The sequence below is a fragment of the Streptomyces cinnamoneus genome, assembly GCF_014650495.1.
GTDB classification, from domain to species: domain Bacteria; phylum Actinomycetota; class Actinomycetes; order Streptomycetales; family Streptomycetaceae; genus Streptomyces; species Streptomyces cinnamoneus.
The window spans coordinates 186627-205357 of the sequence record NZ_BMVB01000009.1; the positions used below are offsets into that span (position 1 = coordinate 186627).

18 protein-coding genes are annotated in these 18731 nt (G+C 71.2%); 7 read left to right on the forward strand and 11 right to left on the reverse strand.

The window, feature by feature from the left end; genetic code table 11:
- Positions 1-85 precede the first annotated feature (85 nt).
- The 3 genes from IE182_RS16125 to IE182_RS16135 all read left to right on the forward strand — a co-directional run bounded on the left by IE182_RS16125 (position 86) and on the right by IE182_RS16135 (position 2401).
- The gene (locus tag IE182_RS16125) at positions 86-1315 is read left to right on the forward strand and encodes an acyl-CoA dehydrogenase family protein (RefSeq protein WP_190110502.1); all 1230 of its coding nucleotides are present in this window, start codon (positions 86-88) and stop codon (positions 1313-1315) included.
- On the forward strand, positions 1312-1710 hold the full coding sequence (locus IE182_RS16130; protein WP_190110503.1) for a RidA family protein: 399 nt from the start codon (positions 1312-1314) through the stop codon (positions 1708-1710). The genes IE182_RS16125 and IE182_RS16130 overlap by 4 nt, the downstream gene beginning before the upstream one ends.
- Positions 1711-1777: 67 nt before the next feature.
- Complete coding sequence (locus tag IE182_RS16135) at positions 1778-2401, forward strand: TetR/AcrR family transcriptional regulator (protein WP_190110504.1); 624 nt, start codon at positions 1778-1780, stop codon at positions 2399-2401.
- A 25-nt stretch (positions 2402-2426) separates the two neighbouring features.
- Here the strand turns inward: IE182_RS16135 and IE182_RS16140 are convergent, their stop codons facing one another.
- The 3 genes from IE182_RS16140 to IE182_RS16150 all read right to left on the reverse strand — a co-directional run bounded on the left by IE182_RS16140 (position 2427) and on the right by IE182_RS16150 (position 6051).
- The gene (locus tag IE182_RS16140; protein WP_190110505.1) at positions 2427-3653 is read right to left on the reverse strand and encodes an FAD-dependent oxidoreductase; all 1227 of its coding nucleotides are present in this window, start codon (positions 3651-3653) and stop codon (positions 2427-2429) included.
- Between the two features lie 95 nt (positions 3654-3748).
- A complete protein-coding gene (locus tag IE182_RS16145; RefSeq protein WP_373303567.1) occupies positions 3749-4426 on the reverse strand; it encodes a histone deacetylase in 678 nt (225 codons plus the stop codon).
- Positions 4427-4521: 95 nt separating this feature from the next.
- Positions 4522-6051: a helix-turn-helix domain-containing protein gene (locus tag IE182_RS16150; protein WP_190110507.1), complete on the reverse strand. Its 1530-nt coding sequence runs from the start codon at positions 6049-6051 to the stop codon at positions 4522-4524.
- A gap of 91 nt (positions 6052-6142) precedes the next feature.
- On the opposite strand from IE182_RS16150, the gene IE182_RS16155 reads away from it, so the two are divergent.
- Together IE182_RS16155 and IE182_RS16160 are read left to right on the forward strand one after the other, a co-directional pair.
- Positions 6143-7120 carry a DUF1648 domain-containing protein gene (locus IE182_RS16155; RefSeq protein ID WP_190110508.1) on the forward strand — a complete coding sequence of 326 codons (978 nt, stop codon included), beginning with the start codon at positions 6143-6145 and terminating at the stop codon, positions 7118-7120.
- 1 nt (position 7121) lies between these two features.
- Entirely contained in the window at positions 7122-7484 is a 363-nt protein-coding gene (locus IE182_RS16160; RefSeq protein WP_190110509.1) for a GntR family transcriptional regulator, read from the forward strand.
- A gap of 26 nt (positions 7485-7510) precedes the next feature.
- Here IE182_RS16160 and IE182_RS16165 read toward each other — a convergent pair whose 3' ends face one another.
- Positions 7511-8080 carry a Uma2 family endonuclease gene (locus IE182_RS16165; protein ID WP_190110510.1) on the reverse strand — a complete coding sequence of 190 codons (570 nt, stop codon included), beginning with the start codon at positions 8078-8080 and terminating at the stop codon, positions 7511-7513.
- A gap of 193 nt (positions 8081-8273) precedes the next feature.
- Here IE182_RS16165 and IE182_RS16170 point away from each other — a divergent pair, with 193 nt between their 5' ends.
- Positions 8274-9167 carry an alpha/beta fold hydrolase gene (locus IE182_RS16170; protein WP_190110511.1) on the forward strand — a complete coding sequence of 298 codons (894 nt, stop codon included), beginning with the start codon at positions 8274-8276 and terminating at the stop codon, positions 9165-9167.
- 3 nt (positions 9168-9170) lie between these two features.
- Here the strand turns inward: IE182_RS16170 and IE182_RS16175 are convergent, their stop codons facing one another.
- Positions 9171-10283, reverse strand: a complete 1113-nt coding sequence (locus IE182_RS16175) for a PP2C family protein-serine/threonine phosphatase (protein WP_190110512.1) — start codon at positions 10281-10283, stop codon at positions 9171-9173.
- A gap of 321 nt (positions 10284-10604) precedes the next feature.
- On the opposite strand from IE182_RS16175, the gene acnA reads away from it, so the two are divergent.
- Positions 10605-13319: an aconitate hydratase AcnA gene (gene acnA, locus IE182_RS16180; RefSeq protein WP_308432115.1), complete on the forward strand. Its 2715-nt coding sequence runs from the start codon at positions 10605-10607 to the stop codon at positions 13317-13319.
- Positions 13320-13382: 63 nt separating this feature from the next.
- On the opposite strand, the gene IE182_RS16185 is transcribed toward acnA, so the two are convergent.
- From IE182_RS16185 to IE182_RS16210, 6 genes are all read right to left on the reverse strand, one after another.
- Entirely contained in the window at positions 13383-13568 is a 186-nt protein-coding gene (locus IE182_RS16185) for a DUF397 domain-containing protein (protein WP_190110514.1), read from the reverse strand.
- A complete protein-coding gene (locus IE182_RS16190; protein WP_190110515.1) occupies positions 13565-14398 on the reverse strand; it encodes a helix-turn-helix domain-containing protein in 834 nt (277 codons plus the stop codon). The genes IE182_RS16185 and IE182_RS16190 overlap by 4 nt, the downstream gene beginning before the upstream one ends.
- A gap of 56 nt (positions 14399-14454) precedes the next feature.
- Complete coding sequence (locus IE182_RS16195) at positions 14455-15387, reverse strand: FG-GAP repeat domain-containing protein (RefSeq protein ID WP_190110516.1); 933 nt, start codon at positions 15385-15387, stop codon at positions 14455-14457.
- 175 nt (positions 15388-15562) lie between these two features.
- Positions 15563-16507 (reverse strand): FG-GAP repeat domain-containing protein, encoded by a 945-nt coding sequence (locus IE182_RS16200; protein WP_190110517.1) that lies wholly within the window; start codon positions 16505-16507, stop codon positions 15563-15565.
- A 206-nt stretch (positions 16508-16713) separates the two neighbouring features.
- On the reverse strand, positions 16714-17571 hold the full coding sequence (locus IE182_RS16205; protein ID WP_190110518.1) for an FG-GAP repeat domain-containing protein: 858 nt from the start codon (positions 17569-17571) through the stop codon (positions 16714-16716).
- A gap of 177 nt (positions 17572-17748) precedes the next feature.
- Complete coding sequence (locus IE182_RS16210; protein ID WP_190110519.1) at positions 17749-18711, reverse strand: FG-GAP repeat domain-containing protein; 963 nt, start codon at positions 18709-18711, stop codon at positions 17749-17751.
- Positions 18712-18731: the final 20 nt, after the last annotated feature.

Here is an 18731-nt window from a genome sequence, read left to right on the forward strand (position 1 = left end):
CAGCGACACGGATGCACTGTCAGCGTAACGAGTTGGTGACGGCAGTCAACAGAGCGCGATAACTCACGCACGGGAGGCGGGCCAGGTGACGACACCGTTCACAGGGGACGGGGAGCAGCGCAAGTGGTGTGCGCAGCTGCGTGCGCTCGCCGCGGAGCGGCTGCGCCCGCTGGCCGCCGCGGGCGCCCCCGGGCGCGTCAACCGGCCGCTCGTCGAGGCGCTCGGCGAGCTGGGCCTGCTCGCCCGCGTGCTGCCGGCGCACGGTCCCGTCCGCGCCACCGAGCTGTGCCTGATGCGCGAGTCGCTCGCGCAGGAGAGCACGGAGGCCGAGACGGCCCTCGCCCTGCAGGGCCTCGGCGCGTACCCGGTCCTGCGGTACGGCAGCCCCCGGCAGCGCGCGCGGCGGCTGCCGGCGGTCGTCGCGGGCCGGGCGGTCGCCGCCTTCGCGCTGAGCGAGCCGGGCGCGGGCTCCGACGCTGCGGCGCTGGAGCTGCGGGCCGAGCCGGAGCCGGCCGGGGGCGGCTGGCGGCTCACCGGCGAGAAGTGCTGGATCTCCAACGCCCCCGACGCCGACCTGTACACCGTCTTCGCCCGTACGGGCCCGGCGGCCGGCGCTTCGGGCGTCACCGCCTTCCTGGTGCCGGGCGACCGCCCCGGCCTCACGGGCCGGCCGCTGGAGATGCTGGCACCGCACCCCGTCGGCACCCTCGTCTTCGACGCCGTCCCCGTCGGCCGCCAGGACGTCGTCGGCGAGGTCGGCGGCGGCTTCCGCGTCGCCATGGGCACGCTCGACCTGTTCCGTCCGAGCGTCGGGGCCTTCGCCGTCGGCATGGCGCGGGCCGCCCTCCGTGCGGCGCTGGCGCACGCGGGCGAACGCCACGCGTTCGGCGGTCCGTTGAAGGACCTGCAGGCCGTCTCGCACACGCTCGCCGACATGGCCACCCGCACCGAGGCGGCCGCCCTGCTGGTCCACGCGGCGGCCGCGGCGTACGACGCGGGGGAGCCGGGCGTCGCCCGGCGCTCGGCGATGGCCAAGCTCTTCGCCACCGAGACCGCGCAGTACGTCGTCGACGCCGCCGTGCAGATCCACGGCGCCCGCGCGCTCCACCGCGGCCACCTCCTCGAACACCTCTACCGGGAGGTCCGCGCGCCGCGCATCTACGAGGGCGCCACCGAGGTCCAGCGCACGATCATCGCCCGGGAGCTGTACCGGAACGCGGAGGACTACGCGGAGGGCCGCGCGGAGGACTACGCGGAGGGCCACGTGAAGGGCCACGGGAAGGTCCGCGCGGAGGACCAGGAGGGCGGCTCATGACATTGCGGCGCGTCAACCCCGCCGGGCTCTGCCCGCCCTCCGGCTTCAGCCACGCCGTCACGGCCACCGGTGACCGGCTGGTCTTCCTCGCAGGCCAGACCGCGCTCGACGCCGGCGGCCGCATCGTGGCGGGCGGCGTTCCGGAACAGTTCGAGCGCGCCCTGGCCAACCTGCTGGCCGCCCTGCGCGCCGCCGGAGGCGAACCCCGCCACCTGGCACGGGTGACCGTCTACGCCACGGACGTCGCCGCGTACCGCTCGTGCGCGCGCGAACTGGGCGAGGTCTGGCGGCGGCTGGCGGGCCGGGAGTACCCGGCGATGGCGGTCGTCGGCACCACCCGCCTGTGGGACGAGCAGGCGCTGGTGGAGCTGGACGGGGTGGCCGTGCTGCCCTGACCGGACGGCCCGGTGTACGTTTTGCTGCCGGTATGGGTCCGTGGACGAAGGTGAGGGTGGCGTTTCGATGGCTTCACGCCGGAATGCCGGCCCGGCCGGTCCGACCTTCACCGAACGCGCCCGGCAGCAGCAGATCGTCGAGTGCACCATCGACCTGATCGCCGACAGGGGCTACCCGGCGACCTCGCTGGCGGCGATCGCGGAAGAGGCCGGCATCTCCAAGGCCGCGGTCCTCTACCACTTCACGTCGAAGGACAACCTGGACCGGGCGACGCTGGACCACGTGCTGGAGCAGTTCTTCGCGCACGTCACCGAGCGGGTGGAGCGGGCGCAGGACCCGGTCGCGGCCGTCGTCGCCTACGTGCGCGCGATGATCGGCTACCAGCAGGCCAACCGCCGTCACGTCCGGGTGATCACCGAGATGCTGCTCGACGACGGGGGCGGCACACGGCTGAGGACGCCGGGCTCCCACGACACCCACGACCGCTGGCAGGCCCTGGCCCGCCTGCTGGCCGCGGGCCAGGAAGCGGGCCTGCTGCGGCAGTTCGACACCCGGACCACCGCCCTGGCCATCGGCGGGGCCATCGACAACGTGATCTCCTACTGGCTCGTCCACCCGGACTTCGATCTCGACGCCGCGGCCGACGAGCTGGTGACCTTCACCGTGCACGCGATCGAGCGCCGGGGCTGACCCCCGTCCGGCCCCGGCGCCCCGCTCACCTCCGCGCGAAGGCGGGCGCCCGCTCGGGGCGTATCCCGACCCCGCCGAGGTATCCGGCGAGGACGGGAAGCAGGGGGACGCGCCGCAGCAGCCGGATGGGCAGCGGAAGCCGGCCGGGGTCGAGGGTGCCGGCGAGCACCGGCCGCAACAGCGCTTCGTGCTCCCCCTGTTGTGACTTCTGGGTGACGGCCACGGGGAGCATGCGCCGCCTCTGGACCCGTGCGAGGTCCGCGTCGCGGACCGTGCCGCGCCGCAGGGGCTCCGCGAGGATCCGGGCCGCGGCGACGGCGTCCTGCACCGCGAGGTTGACCCCGACGCCGCCCGTCGGCGACATGATGTGCGCCGCGTCCCCGATGCACAGCAGACCCGGCCGGTGCCAGCGCCGCAGCCGCCCCATGGTCACCTCCAGCAGCTTCACGTCGTCCCAGGAACGGATCGTCCCGGTCACCTCCTCGCCCCAGCCGAAGAGCTCGCCGAGGCTGTCGCGGAACCACTGGACGCCTCGGGCGCGCAGCGTTGCGTCCGCGCCCTTCTCGATGAGGTAGGAGGTCTGGTAGTACTCGCCCCGGTCCATCGTGACGGCGAACTGCCGGCCCCGCGTGCGCATGAAGACCCGGCCGTCCTTGGAGTCGTCGCGCTGGGCCGGCACCCGGACGATCCACACGTCCATGGGGACGTCGATGTAGTCGGGTATCAGCCCGGCCGCCACGCGGACCAGCGAGTCGCGCCCGTCGCAGGCGACGGTGAGGTCGGCCGCGAGCTCGCCCGGCGTGCCGTCCTCGTCGACGTACCGCACACCGGTCACCCTGCCCCCGTCGGTGCGCAGTCCGGTGACTGCGGTACGCATCCGCAGGGTGAAGGAGGGCTCCTCGGCGGCGGCGTTCGCCAGCAGATCGAGGAAGTCCCACTGCGGGACCATGGCGATGTAGGGGTGCCGGCCCGGTATGCGCCGCAGGTCGGACAGGGTGATGACGGTGTCGTCGCCGACGTGCATCCGCACCTCGTGCAGTTTGCGGGCCGGCAGCCGTGCGAACCGTTCGCCGAGGCCGAGTTCGTCGAGCAGGCGCAGCGTCGAGGGGTGCACCGTGTCCCCGCGGAAGTCCCGCAGGAAGTCCTTGTGCTTCTCCAGGACGGTGACCTCGATGCCCGCCCTGGCGAGCAGCAGCCCCAGCATCATCCCCGCCGGGCCCCCGCCCACCACGCAACACGTCGTGCGTTCCATGACGTTCCGCTCCCCTCCGGTGCCTGACCGTCCGGTCAGTTACCTAACCGATCGGTCAGTCTACTCACCGGGCCACCCGAGGGGTCCCTCGCGGGTCACCCCTCGGGAAACAGGGCCGTGATCTGCTCCACGGTCCAGTTGCCCGCCGCGCCGGGCGCCCGGGAGAGATAGGAGGCGATCGTGCGGTCGTCCCACGCACCCGCCGTGCGCAGCCCGGCCGCGAGGTGCCGGAGGTAGGCGGTGGACGGGCGGGTATGGCGCACCGCCGACAGCGGCCAGGGGGCGGTGAAGGTGAGGACGGGCACGTCCTCCAGATACCCGGGGCACACCAGCGTCTCGTAGCGCCCGGGCCCCAGCACGTGCCGCCCCTCGCTGAGGACCACCGCGAGATCGAGGCCGGCCCCCGGCGGCTCGTACATCTCCTGGGCGGCGATGTCCCCGAACTGCTGCGCGGTGACGAGATGGGCGCACGCCCGCACCGTCCCGGGTGCCTGCGGGTCGTAGAAGGCCCTGCCGCCGGTCCAGACCGGCGACTCGGTGGCGAAGTACAGCGCCCCGGCCAGCTCGACCGGCACCGACTTCCGGGGCGGCGTCCGGTCCCGGCTGCCCGGAAACGTCCTCCCCGCCCCGGGCGGCCGCCCTCCGGACAGGTAGTAACGCAGCCGCGCCGGGTCCATGTTGGACCCGTAGGAGGCGTACCAGACACGGCCGGGGCGAAGGGGACGGCCGGGAGCGACCGACCTGACGGGACGACGGGCGCTGGACAAGCTCACTCCGTGGAGGACGTCGTGCGGTGTCGCGTGATGTCGTGCGACGGCCCGCGCACGGCCCGGGGCGACGACGCACCGCCCCGGGCCCACCCGGGCCGTCAGATGTCGCGGAACGTCTCGATCTGCGCGCCGACCGAGTTGAGGCGCTCGGCCAGGTCCTCGTAGCCGCGGTTGATGACGTAGACGTTGCGCAGGACGGAGGTGCCCTCGGCGGCCATCATCGCCAGGAGCACGACCACGGCCGGGCGCAGGGCGGGCGGGCACATCATCTCGGCGGAGCGCCAGCGGGTGGGGCCCTCCACCAGGACGCGGTGCGGGTCGAGCAGCTTGACGTCCGCGCCGAGGCGGTTGAGGTCGGTGAGGTAGATGGCGCGGTTGTCGTAGACCCAGTCGTGGATGAGGGTCTGGCCCTGGGCGAAGGCGGCGATGGCCGCGAAGAAGGGCACGTTGTCGATGTTCAGGCCGGGGAACGGCATCGGGTGGATCTTGTCGATCGGCGCGCGCAGCTTGGAGGGGCGCACGGTCAGGTCGAGCAGGCGCGTGCGGCCGTTGTCGGCGCGGTACTCGGCGCTGCGCTCGTGGTCGAGGCCCATCTCCTCCAGGACGGCGAGCTCGATCTCCATGAACTCCACCGGCACCCGGCGGATCGTCAGCTCCGACTCCGTCACCACGGCGGCGGCCAGCAGGCTCATGGCCTCCACCGGGTCCTCGGACGGCGCGTAGTCGACGTCCCGGTCGATGGTGGCCACGCCGTGCACGGTGAGGGTGGTGGTGCCGACGCCCTCGACGCGTACGCCGAGCTCCTCCAGGAAGAAGCAGAGGTCCTGGACCATGTAGTTGGAGCTGGCGTTGCGGATGACGGTCACGCCGTCGTGGCGGGCGGCGGCCAGCAGGGCGTTCTCCGTGACGGTGTCCCCGCGCTCGGTCAGCACGATCGCCCGGGTGGGTGCGACCGAACGGTCGACGCGGGCGTGGTAGGTGCCGTCGGTGGCCGTGATCTCCAGGCCGAAGTGGCGCAGGGCCGTCATGTGCGGCTGGACCGTCCGGGTACCGAGGTCGCAGCCTCCGGCGTACGGGATCTTGAAGTGGTCCATGCGGTGCAGCAGCGGGCCCAGGAACATGATGACGCTGCGGGTGCGGCGGGCGGCCTCGGTGTCCATCGCGGCCAGGTCGAGCTCGGCGGGCGGCATGATCTCCAGGTCGTTGCCGTCGTTGATCCAGCGGTGCCGGACGCCGATGCTGGCGAGCACTTCGAGGATCCGGTAGACCTCCTCGATCCGCGCGACCCGTCGCAGGGTCGTGCGGCCGGCGTTGAGCAGGGTGGCGCACAGCAGGGCCACGCAGGCGTTCTTGCTGGTCTTGACGTCGATGGAGCCCGAGAGGCGGCGGCCGCCGACGACGCGCAGGTGCATCGGGCCGGCGTAGCCGAGGGAGACGATTTCACTGTCGAGCGCCTCGCCGATGCGGGCGATCATATCAAGACTGATGTTCTGATTTCCCCGCTCGATGCGGTTGACCGCGCTCTGACTCGTGCCGAGGGCGTCCGCGAGCTGGGACTGGGTCCAGCCACGGTGCTGCCGGGCGTCACGGATGAGCTTGCCGATGCGGCCGAGGTAGGCGTCTGTCATGAGACAGACGGTATCTCAGATATGAGATTACTTCCCCTCGCGCCATGGTTTCCCCTTTGTTCTACTACTATGCGAACAACTTGGAGGTGTGATGAACGTACTGCTGTCGATTGCGAAGGAACGGCGGCGATTGCTGCTCGTCGTCTTGCCTCATCTGCTCGCCTGTGCCGCCTTCCTGACGGTCTTTCTGTCGCGTCATGACCGCCTCCCCGACCCCATGGCCACGCACTTCTCCGGCGCCGGTCGCGCCGACGGCTACACGGCGCTGGGCTCGTTCCCGTACACCGCTCTCGCACTGCTGCTCGTGCCCACCGTGCTGTTCACGGCGCTCGCCTACGGCATGAGGGGAGGGCGCACGAGAGCCCTGGTCGCTCTCGGCTACGCCCTCGCGGGGCTGCTCGGCTACCTCCTCTGCGCCCTCGTCCTCGACAACGCACGGGCCGGCACCGACGGGGCCGGAGCCCGGCTGGAGCTGTGGGAGCTGGGCGTGGCCCTGGCCGTCGCCGCCGCGGCGGGCGGTCTGGGATGGCTGCTCGCGGGTCCGGACGCGACGCCCGCGCGCGAACCGGCAGCCGTCGTCGCGCCCCGCCTCGAACTGCGTGACGGCGAGGCCGTGACGTGGACCCGGTCCATCGCCTCCCGCCCCCTGCGCCTGGCCGGCCTGGCGCTCGTCCTGCCGGGCACGGCCGTCGGCCTCCTCGCCGGCTGGGGCGCCGGTGTCGGTCTGGTCGTCGGCGGGCTGGTGGTCTGCGCCTTCTCCGCCGCCCGCGTCACCGTCGACCGCCACGGCCTGACCACGTCCCTGCCCTGGCTGCCCCGCCCGCGGCTGCGCATCCCGCTCGACCGCATCGAAACGGCGACCAGCCGCCCCGTCGACCCCCTCGCCGACCTCGGGGGCTGGGGCTACCGCGTCGTGCCCGGCCGCAGCGGCCTCGTCCTGCGCTCCGGCGAGGCCGTCGTGGCCCGGCTGACCACCGGCAGCGAATTCGTCGTCACCGTCGACGACGCGGCCACGGCGGCGGCCCTGCTCGACGCGCTCGCGGCCCGGGCCCGCACCGGCGGGGCCTGACGTGCTCATTCGCCTCGACCCCGGCTCGCCCCTGCCCCTCGGCGACCAGATCGCCGCCGCCGTCCGCGGCGCCATCGCCGACGGCTCCGTACGCCCCGGCGAACGCCTCCCCGCCGCCCGCACCCTCGCCGATTCCCTCGGCGTCAACGTCCACACCGTCCTGCGCGGCTACCAACGGCTGCGCGAGGAGGGTCTCATCGAACTCCGCCGCGGCCGCGGGGCCGTGGTGGCCGCGGGCGCCGCACCACCGGGCCGCGCCCGGCTGGTCGAGGGGGTCCGCGAGCTCGTTGCGGACGCTCGGGCGCTGGGCCTGTCGGACGAGGAGGTCGTGGAACTGGTGCGGACTGGCCTGGCGACGGGGTGAGCCGGCGGGCCGGGCGGCCGGACCGGTCAGAACTCCGTCGTGTCGAGGTCGAGGTCGAACGGGTCGGGGAGGTGGAGGGGCGTGCCGAAGGGGTGGGGGCCGCTGACCTTGGTGTACCCGAGCCGGCCGGGTTCGCTGAACAGGGTGCACGACTGCTCCTGGCGGTCCACGAGCAGGTACATCGGGGCGCCGAACTCGGCGTAGCGGCGGCGCTTCACGATCCGGTCGGTGTCGCCGTTGGATTCCGACGTCACTTCGACGACGAGCAGGGTCTGCTCGGGTACAAGGGCTCCGGTGTCCTTCGCCAAGTCCTGCGGGACGACGGCCAGGCCCGGGATGTACCAGTTCGACGTCCCCGGCAGGTCCAGGTCGCCGGAGCCGGCAATGCACCCCAGCTCATCCACCTTGGGCCCGATCTGCCGACGGATCCGGTCGGCTGTGGACTCGTGCCCCCAGCTCGGTGACATCAACGAGATGACCCCCTCCACGATCTCCGCACGGTTGTCCTTGACGCGCTGGATCGCGTACTTGAGTGCGGTTTCGGGGTCGTCGGCTGAGTACGTGTGCGGCGCTCGGTCCATCGGTTGTGTGCTCATCGGTCCTCCTGCGGACATCGTGACTGCAGCATGACGACTGTCCCTGATCTACTGCAATCGCCGCCGCTGCCCCGCCCGTTCGGCCCAATGCTCACCCGAACTGGTGAACCAACCCCGCTCGCGCCCCCAACCGCCCCCCCTGCGAAGATCGGTTGCGGAGGCGGTCGCGGGGCCGCTGGCGGGGAGGGATCCGATGGGTGCTCCGATCAGTTCGTTCACCAGCGATGACGCGCGCACGCGCGTGCTCGCCGCCTACGACCGGGCCATGACGTACTGGCCCGCGCCGCGTGAGGAGCGGGACGTCGAGACCGCCTTCGGGACCACCCGGGTGTACGCCTACGGGGCCGACGGCGACGGTGTCCCCGTCGTCCTGCTCCACGGCCAGAGCGCCGCCCCCGCCGAGTGGGCGCCGCACGTCGCCGCGCTCGCCGAGGGGCGCCGGGTGTTCGCCGTGGACCGGGTGGGGGAGCCGGGGTACAGCACGCAGACCGCGCCCCTACGGACGCAGGACGAGACCGCGGCCTGGCTGGAGGAGGTCCTCGCCGGGCTCGGCCTGGAGCGGGCGCACCTCGTGGGGCACTCGTACGGCGGCTGGGTGGCGCTCAACCACGCCGCGCGCGCACCCGGCCGCGTCGCCTCGGTGACCGCCTACGACCCGCCGCGCGCGCTCGCGCCGATCCGGCCCGGCTTCGTGCTCGGCGCCATCGCCTCCCTCATCGGCACCGACGGCTTCCGGTACCGCTGGATCAACCGGCTGATCGGCGGTACCGGTCTGCCCGCCGAGGAGAACGACGCGCAGGTGCGGTTCACCGCGGAGGCGCTGCGCGGCTTCCGGGTGCGGCTGCTCCCGCCGCGGGAGATGGCCGACGAGGAACTGGCGACCATGGAGGCTCCCGCCCTCGTCCTCCTCGGCGGGGAGAGCCGCGTCCATGACGCCCACCGCGCGGCGGAGCGGGCCCGTCTCATTCCGGACGTGCGCGTCCAGATCGTCCCCGGCGCCGGCCACGGCATCCCGGTCGAGCTGTTCAACAGGCGTGTGCCCGAGTTCGTGCGCGAGGTGGAGGACGGGCGGGCCGCACGGTCCTGACCGTCACCGGTCCTCCGCGCCCTCGTCGCGGGTGAGCGCCAGCAGCGCCATGTCATCGGTGATGCAGCCGCCGGTGTGCCGGCCCACATCGGCGAGCAGGGCGTCGAGCAGCGCCTCCGGTCCGGAGAAGTCGCGCCCGGACAGCCGGGCGGCGGGGTCGTAGAAGACGCCGGCGCGGTTGCGCGCCTCGGTGAGGCCGTCGGTGTACAGCAGCAGGGTCGTCCCCGGCGGGAACGGCACCGTGTCGGCCCGGTCCTCGTCGGCGCCCAGCTCCGCCAGCGCCAGCGGCAGGGCGGGCTCGGACGGTTCCACGGCGCGCACCGCACCGCCGTGCAGCAGCAGCGGCGCCGGATGGCCGCGGTTGACCAGCCGCAGAGCGTCGCCGGAGGGCGGGATCTCGGCCAGGACGGCGGTGACGAACCCCTCGGTCCGCTCGATGCCCGCCCGCCGCTCCGCCTCCCGCCGCAGCGCCCCGTCCAGCCTGCCCGCCGTCCCGGTGAGCCGGGGCTCCTGCTCGGCGGCCTCCCGGAACGCCCCCACCGCCACGTCCACCGCCTTGACCGCCTCCATGCCCTTGCCGCGGACGTCGCCGACGACGCAGCGCACGCCGTGCGGGGTGTCCTGCACCGCGTAGAGGTCCCCGCCGATCTGGGCGTCCTGCACGGCCGACTGGTAGCGCACCGCGATCCGCAGGTTCCCGATCGAGGCGGGCGGCTCCGGCAGCACGGCGCGCTGCACGGCCAGGGCGACCCGGCGTGCGGACTGCAGCCGCACGTCGCTGTAGTACATGAGGCGGCTGACGACCACGGCGAGGGCCGAGACGGTCGCGACCGCCGCCAGCTCGCTCCGGCCGCCCGAATCCCCGAGGAAGCCGAAGTGGACGAGCAGCGCGGCGTCGGCGGCGCAGGCGCCGAGGCCCGCCAGGACCGTCGCGCGCAGCGACAGCAGCGCGGCGGCCGTCATGGGGGCGGCCGTGTAGAGGGCCTCGGCGCTGAAGTGGGGAGGGGTGTTGTAGTCGAGGACGACACCTACGACGAGCAGGAGGACGGGCAGCCACTGCAGGTGGCCCAGGCACCCGCGCCCGACGCCGCCGCGTCCCGCGCTCGGTGCCCTCACGTACCGCTCCGCTCTCCGCGTGCCGTGCCTGCCGTCCGACACGCTCCAGCATCCTCGGGCCGGATTGCGGCTGCCAGTCAGGGGACGGCCGTAGGGGTACGTGCCGTATGTCCTCAGGTTTCGACACCGGACGGCCCATCTGGGCATGACCGTTTCGCAGCGATGTACTAGAGTTATCTCGACATCGAGATATCTGCCGAGAGACGTACCGCCGTCGCGCCAGTAAGGCGTACCTAACTTAGGCACACCTTAGCGGATCCGCGCGGTGTCGGGGCGGCAGGATTGCCGCAGTACGCGAATTCATGCATGAAGGAGACTGTCGTGTCGGCGAACAGCTTCGACGCCCGCAGCACGCTGCAGGTGGGCGACGAGTCGTACGAGATCTTCAAGCTGGACAAGGTCGAGGGCTCCGCCCGCCTCCCCTACAGCCTGAAGGTGCTGCTGGAGAACCTGCTCCGCACGGAGGACGGCGCGAACATCACCGCCGACCACATCCGCGCGCTGGGCAACTGGGACTCGCAGGCCCAGCCCAGCCAGGAGATCCAGTTCACGCCGGCCCGCGTGATCATGCAGGACTTCACCGGCGTCCCCTGCGTCGTCGACCTCGCCACCATGCGTGAGGCCGTCAAGGAGCTCGGCGGCGACCCGGCGAAGATCAACCCGCTGGCCCCGGCCGAGCTGGTCATCGACCACTCCGTCATCGCCGACAAGTTCGGCACGAAGGACGCCTTCGGCCAGAACGTCGAGCTGGAGTACGGCCGCAACAAGGAGCGCTACCAGTTCCTGCGCTGGGGCCAGACCGCCTTCGACGAGTTCAAGGTCGTCCCCCCGGGCACCGGCATCGTCCACCAGGTGAACATCGAGCACCTGGCCCGCACCGTCATGGTCCGAGGCGGCCAGGCGTACCCCGACACCCTCGTCGGCACCGACTCGCACACCACCATGGTCAACGGCCTCGGTGTGCTGGGCTGGGGCGTCGGCGGCATCGAGGCCGAGGCCGCCATGCTCGGCCAGCCGGTCTCCATGCTCATCCCGCGCGTCGTCGGCTTCAAGCTGACCGGTGAGCTCCCCGCCGGCACCACCGCCACCGACCTCGTCCTCACGATCACCGAGATGCTGCGCAAGCACGGCGTCGTCGGCAAGTTCGTCGAGTTCTACGGCGAGGGCGTCGCCGCCACCTCGCTGGCCAACCGCGCCACCATCGGCAACATGTCGCCGGAGTTCGGCTCCACCGCCGCGATCTTCCCGATCGACGGCGAGACGCTGAAGTACCTCAAGCTCACCGGCCGCTCCGAGCAGCAGGTCGCGCTCGTCGAGGCGTACGCCAAGGAGCAGGGCCTCTGGCTCGACCCGGCCGCCGAGCCCGACTTCTCCGAGAAGCTGGAGCTCGACCTCTCCACGGTCGTCCCCTCCATCGCCGGCCCCAAGCGCCCGCAGGACCGCATCGTCCTGGCCGAGGCCGCCTCGCAGTTCGAGCGTGACGTCCTCAACTACGTCTCCACCGCCGACGAGGCGGGCGAGGAGTCCTTCCCGGCCTCCGACGCCCCGGCCGCGTCCAACGGCGTGCCGACCAACCCGGTCACCGTCACCGCCCCCGACGGCTCGACCTACGAGATCGACCACGGCGCCGTCACCGTCGCCGCGATCACCTCCTGCACCAACACCTCGAACCCCTACGTCATGGTCGCCGCGGCGCTCGTGGCCAAGAAGGCGGTCGAGAAGGGCCTGACCCGCAAGCCGTGGGTCAAGACCACCCTCGCCCCGGGCTCGAAGGTCGTCACCGACTACTTCGACAAGGCGGGCCTGACCCCCTACCTCGACAAGGTCGGCTTCAACCTCGTCGGCTACGGCTGCACCACCTGCATCGGCAACTCCGGCCCGCTGCCGGAGGAGGTCTCCAAGGCCGTCAACGACCACGACCTGGCCGTCACCTCGGTGCTCTCCGGCAACCGCAACTTCGAGGGCCGGATCAACCCCGACGTCAAGATGAACTACCTGGCGTCCCCGCCGCTGGTCGTCGCGTACGCCATCGCGGGCTCCATGAAGGTGGACATCACCAAGGACGCCCTCGGCATCGACACCGACGGCAACCCGGTCTTCCTCAAGGACATCTGGCCCTCCGAGGCCGAGGTCAACGACGTCGTGGCCAACGCCATCGGCGAGGACATGTTCAACAAGTCCTACCAGGACGTCTTCGCGGGCGACGCCCAGTGGCAGGCGCTGTCGATCCCGACCGGCAACACCTTCGAGTGGGACACCGAGTCCACCTACGTCCGCAAGCCCCCGTACTTCGAGGGCATGACGATGGAGACCACCCCCGTCACGGACATCGAGGGCGCCCGCGTCCTCGCCAAGCTGGGCGACTCGGTCACCACCGACCACATCTCCCCGGCCGGTGCCATCAAGGCCGACACCCCGGCCGGCAAGTACCTCACCGAGCACGGTGTCGAGCGTCGTGACTTCAACAGCTACGGCTCGCGCCGCGGCAACCACGAGGTCATGATCCGCGGTACGTTCGCCAACATCCGCCTGCGCAACCAGATCGCGCCGGGCACCGAGGGCGGCTTCACCCGCGACTTCACCCAGGCCGACGCCCCGGTGTCGTTCATCTACGACGCCTCGCAGAACTACCAGAGCGCCGGCATCCCGCTGGTCATCCTGGGCGGCAAGGAGTACGGCTCCGGCTCGTCCCGCGACTGGGCGGCCAAGGGCACGGCCCTCCTCGGCGTCAAGGCCGTCATCACCGAGTCGTACGAGCGCATCCACCGCTCGAACCTCATCGGCATGGGCGTCCTGCCGCTCCAGTTCCCGGCCGGCCAGTCGGCCGACTCGCTCGGCCTGACCGGCGAGGAGACCTTCTCCATCGCGGGCATCACGGAGCTGAACGAGGGCACCACCCCGAGCACGGTCAAGGTCACCACCGACACGGGCGTGGAGTTCGACGCGGTCGTCCGCATCGACACCCCCGGTGAGGCGGACTACTACCGCAACGGCGGCATCATGCAGTACGTGCTGCGCAACCTGATCCGCGGCTGAGCGGATCCGCTTGAGCGGTGAAGGGCCGCACCCCGTCTCGTACGGGGTGCGGCCCTGCCGCGTTCAGGGCCTACGGCGCTTGAGGGTACGGACGAAGGTCGCCCACGATGCGCGATCGAATACGAGGGCGGGGCCCTCGGGGCGCTTGCTGTCGCGGACGGGGACGGTGTGGGGGAGATTGTCGGCGACTTCGACGCACATGCCGCCCGTACCATCGCTGTACGAAGTCCGCCGCCACGCAGCCGTCATAGCGTCGCGTATTCCTTCGCCATCGACTCGAAGAACTCGAGGGACGCTGCGCGTGAAAGCGCTGCGGTCCTGACGAGGTCATACAGTCGCCCGTTGTGCTCCACCAGGCCCGGTTCCTCGATGAGTCGGCCGGTTTGGCCGCCCTCCGTATAGACCACGGGTGGGCTGTCGCAGAAGTTCATGAGCGAAACCATGCTGTCCATGAACGCTTCGCTCATGGCGGTGAACGGCAGCACCTGAATAACGACTCGTGTGCGCTGCGCCATTTCGATCAGGTGCTGGATCTGTTGCCGCATGACGGTGCTGCCGCCGATGTGCGACCGCAGGACGGACTCCTGGAGGACCGAGGTCAGCATCGGGTGAGACGGGTCGTCCAGAAGCCGCTGACGTTCCATCCGGGCTTGGACGTAATGCTCAACAGTCCCTGATGCGGCGAACGGCTGCGCAGTGCTGGTGATGGCGTGAGCGTAGCCCTCCGTCTGCAAGAGGCCGGGCACCAACACGGGCGAGTACTCGCTGATCGCCTTTGCTCGGGGCTCCAGGTCCAGCGCATCCACGGCATAATCCGCGAAGCCCTTCGCCTTGCGCGCCAAACGGCAGAGACGTTGGAGGTGTTGGCCGCTTCCCAGCACATCGTCCATCAGTTGCGACAGTTCCAGCTGTGGCAATCTGAGCATCGTCTCGAACTGCCCGATGTACGAGCCGGAGCAGAAGACGCGTTCGCCGAGCTGCGCCTGCGTGAGGCCGGCTTCGCTGCGCAGGCGGCAGAGCTCGGACCCGTAGAACGCCCGTGGGTCGCTGTACGGGTCCGTGTTCCTGGACTGGGTCACCTACCGAGCGTAGCTCGAAAGGTGCGCTCGGTAAGGGTGATTGATGGGTGGCCGGGTCAGAACATCGAGGTGTACTGGCCCCAGCCGCCGCCGATGCGGACGCGGTTCTCGAACGGGTCGGTGGCGTTGCCGTTGCCCTTGTAGAGCCACAGGACGCCGGACTTGTCGCGGGCGAGGAGGTCGCTGCGGCCGTCGATGTTCACGTCACCGCTGGAGGTCAGCACGTTGTACGCGTCCCAGCCGGGGCCGACCTTGACGCGGCTCTCGAAGGGGTCCTTGTGGTCGCCGGTGCCCTTGTAGAACCAGAGCACGCCGGACTTGTCCTTGGCGACGATGTCGGGCTTGCCGTCGCCGTTGAGGTCGCCGCGGCCGGCGATGTCGGTGTAGACGTCCCAGCCGCGGCCGACGCGGTAGCGGTCGCTGAGGGTGCCGTCCTCGCGGGCCAGGTAGATCCACAGCACACCGGAGGTGTCGCGGGCGAGGAGGTCGGCCTGGCCGGCGCCGCCGAGGTTGCCCGGGGAGGCGATGAGGTCGTAGATGTTCCAGCCGCCGCCGATGCGGTCGCGGACCACCGGGGCGTCCGGGGTCGTGCCGGCGTGGGTGTAGCGCAGGGTGCCGTCGGCCGTCCGGTAGTAGTGGCCGTCGGGCAGGCCGTTCCGGTCGTGGTCGACCTGGACCGTCGCGGTGATGCCCCGCCACTTGTCGCTGGCCACCTTGCGGTCGGCGAACCCGCCGTGCCCGTCGGGCCAGTACTGGTAGAGGGACGTGCCGCCCACCGCCATCAGCGGGAAGACGGGCGAGGCGGCCCGTGACGACGCGGCGGCGGCCGGGGGTGCGGCCGGGGGCACGACGGACACGTCCGCGGTGGCCGGGGCCGGGCCGTCGGCGGCGGCCGTGGTGGCGGTGGTGCCGACCAGCGCGGCGGCTGTCGCCGCGGTCACGAGACGCGAGAGGGCGCGTCCGCGCGTACGGCCGGGGAATGGAGCCACGTTAGCTCTCCTATGGCGATCAAAAAGAGGAAAGACGCGTCGTCCGTGGTCGGGACGGCGCAAGATCGCCTGGATCATCGCACGGGCTCCTCACGGCGGAAGGGCCGCACCCCCATGGGGAGATGCGGCCCTCGGTGCCCCGGGCCTCGTGGCCCGGTCATGTGCTGAGCGGTGCTCAGAACATCGAGACGTACTGGTCCCAGCCGCCGCCGATGCGGACGCGGTTCTCGAACGGGTCGTTCTGGTTGCCGTTGCCCTTGTAGAACCACAGGACGCCGGACTTGTCGCGGGCCAGCATGTCGCTGCGGCCGTCGCTGTCCATGTCACCGATGGACAGGAGCGTGTCGTAGATGTCCCAGCCGGGACCGACCTTGACGCGGCTCTCGAAGGGGTCCTTGTAGTCGCCCGTGCCCTTGTAGAACCAGAGCACGCCGCTCTTGTCCTTGGCCACCATGTCGGCCTTGCCGTCGCCGTTGAGGTCGCCGCGGCCGGCGATGTCGGTGTAGATGTCCCAGCCGGGGCCGACGCGGTAACGGTCGCTCAGGGTGCCGTCCGGGTGGGCCAGGTAGATCCACAGGACGCCGGACTTGTCGCGGGCGAGGAGGTCGGACTCGCCGGCGCCGCCGAGGTTGCCGGGCGAGAAGACGCGGTCGTAGATGTCCCAGCCGCCGCCGATGGTCACCGTCTGCTCGTCGACGCCCTTGTTGAAGTACAGCGTCCCGGACTTGGACTGGCTGTACAGGCCGTCGACGTAACCGTCCTGGTTGTGGTCGACACGGGTCGCCCCGGCCATGACCTGCCAGCCGGTGATGAGGGGGTTGCTGCGGTCGCCGAAGGCGCCCTTGCCGTTCGACTTGTACATGTAGACCGTGCCGGACCGGTCGACCGTCGTCAGCGGGAAGACGGGGGCGGCGACGGTCGGCTGCGCCGCGGCCGTCCGCGGTGCAGCCTGCGTCAGCACACCGGCTCCGGCGGCCTTCTGCGTCGTCGGGGTGGCGGGCGGCGTCGTGCCGTCGGCGACGGCCGTGCCGGCCGTGGTGCCGAGCAGCGCGGCGGCTATCGCCGCGGTGGCGAGGCGGGACAGAGCGCGTCCGCGCTTGCGGCCCGGAAGATTCCCCACGTAGTTCTCCTATGCCGATGAGGAAACGCGGCGCCCCTGGTCGAGGGCGCCGCGAGATCCTCTGGATCATTGCACAGGATCTTCACATCGCCCGGGCCGCACCCCGTCGGGATGCGCCCCGGGCGCCGACGAACATGACACGAGGGGGCGCAGTCTCATGACTGCACCCCCTCGTGGGACCGGCTCAAGCGTCGGCCCTGCCGGGATCAGAACAGGTTGTTGTACTGGTCCCAGCCGCCGCCGATGCGGACGCGGTTGTTGAACGGGTCGTTCTGGTTGCCGTTGCCCTTGTAGAACCACAGGACGCCGGACTTGTCGCGGGCGAGCATGTCGCTGCGGCCGTCGTTGTCCATGTCGCCGGAGGACACCAGCGTGTTGTAGATGTCCCAGCCGCCACCGACCTTGACGCGGCTGGCGAACGGGTCGTGCAGGTTGCCGGTGCCCTTGTAGAACCAGAGCACGCCCGACTTGTCCTTGGCGACCATGTCGGTCTTGCCGTCGCCGTTGAGGTCGCCGCGGCCGGCGATGTCGGTGTAGATGTCCCAGCCCGGGCCGACACGGTAACGGTCGTACAGCGTGCCGTCGGCGCGGGCGGTGTAGATGTACAGGACGCCGGACTTGTCCCGGGCGAGCAGGTCGGGCTCGCTGCTGCCGGCGAGGTTGCCGGGGGAGAAGATGCGGTCGTAGATGTTCCAGCCGCCGCCGATGACGACGGCCTCCTGCTGCTCGTCGACGGTGGGGCCGTAGATCAGCGAACCGTCCGACGCGCGGACGTAGACGTGCTCCGCTTCGCCGTTCTGGTCCTGGTCGGTCTGGGTGGCCGCGGTGATGTCGGTCCACTCGTTGTCGACCAGCTTGCGGTCGCCGAAGGCGCCGCGGCCGTCGGGCTGGTACTCGTACAGCTCGCCCGACGCCTTGGTGGCCATCAGCGGGAAGTGGGGCGCTGCGGCGGTGGGGGCGGCGGACGCGGTTCCGGCGGTGGTGCCGACCAGTGCGGCGGCGATGGCCGCCACCGCGAGGCGCGATAGGGCGCGCCCGTGCTTGCGGCCGGAGGAAAGGGCCACGTGGTGCTCCTCGTGCAGATAAGACGTACAGAAAGACGTACAGATAAGAAAGCGCGGCACTCCCTTGCAGGGAGTGCCGCGAGATCGTCCGGATCATGCCACATGCGGTTTATCGGTCAACCGAGAGGGGCCCGGGTGAACGCCGTGGCACGGCCTTCGGAAAGCCGTGGAGCGAGCTCAGAACATCAGGACGAACTTGTCCCAGCCGCCGCCGATCTTGGTGCGGTTGTCGAAGGGGTCGGTGGCGTTGCCGTTGCCCTTGTAGAACCACAGGACGCCGGACGCGTCGCGGGCGAGCATGTCGCTGCGGCCGTCGTTGTCCATGTCACCGACGCTCACGAGCTTGTCGTAGGCGTTCCAGCCGCTGCCGACCTTGACGCGGCTCTCGAACGGGGACGTGGAGGTGCCGGTGCCCTTGTAGAACCAGAGGACGCCGTCCTTGTCCTTGGCGACGATGTCGGCGTGGCCGTCGCCGTTGAGGTCGCCGCGGCCGGCGAGGTCGGTGTAGATGTCCCAGCCGGGGCCGACGCGATAGGGGTCCTCCAGAGTGCCGTCGGGGCGGGCCACGTAGTTCCACAGGACGCCGGACTTGTCGCGGGCGAGGACGTCGGACTGGAGGCCGGCGCCGAGGTCGCCGGGGGAGAGGATGCGGTCGAAGTTGTTCCAGCCGCCGCCGATCATCTTGTCGCCGGCGTCGCCGGTGTACTCCAGCTGACCGTCGCGGTGGCGGACGTACCAGCCGTCGTCCTTGCCGTCGCGGTCGTGGTCCACGGCCGTCGCCTCGGTGAAGTTGTTCCAGCCGTAGCCGATCAGCCGGTCGTCGCCGAAGCCGCCGTGGCCGTTCGACTCGTACTTGTAGACGAGGCCGTCACGGTCGGCTGCGATGAGGGGGAAGCGGGGGGCGGCGGCGGAGGGCTCCGCGGCGGCCCGCAGCGCGGACCGCGGAGCGGCCTTCGGAGCGGCCTTCGGAGCTCCCTGCGGCTGCGCGGCGCTCTTCTGACGTGCCTTTGCGGCAGGGCTGCCTGCCGGACTGTCGGCGGCCGCGGTCCCGGTGGCGGTGCCGGCCAGTGCGGCGGCTATTGCCGCGGTGACGACGCCCGACAGGATCCGACCGCGCTGACGGCTGGAGAGGTTGCCCATGTGCTTCTCCAAGGGGATGA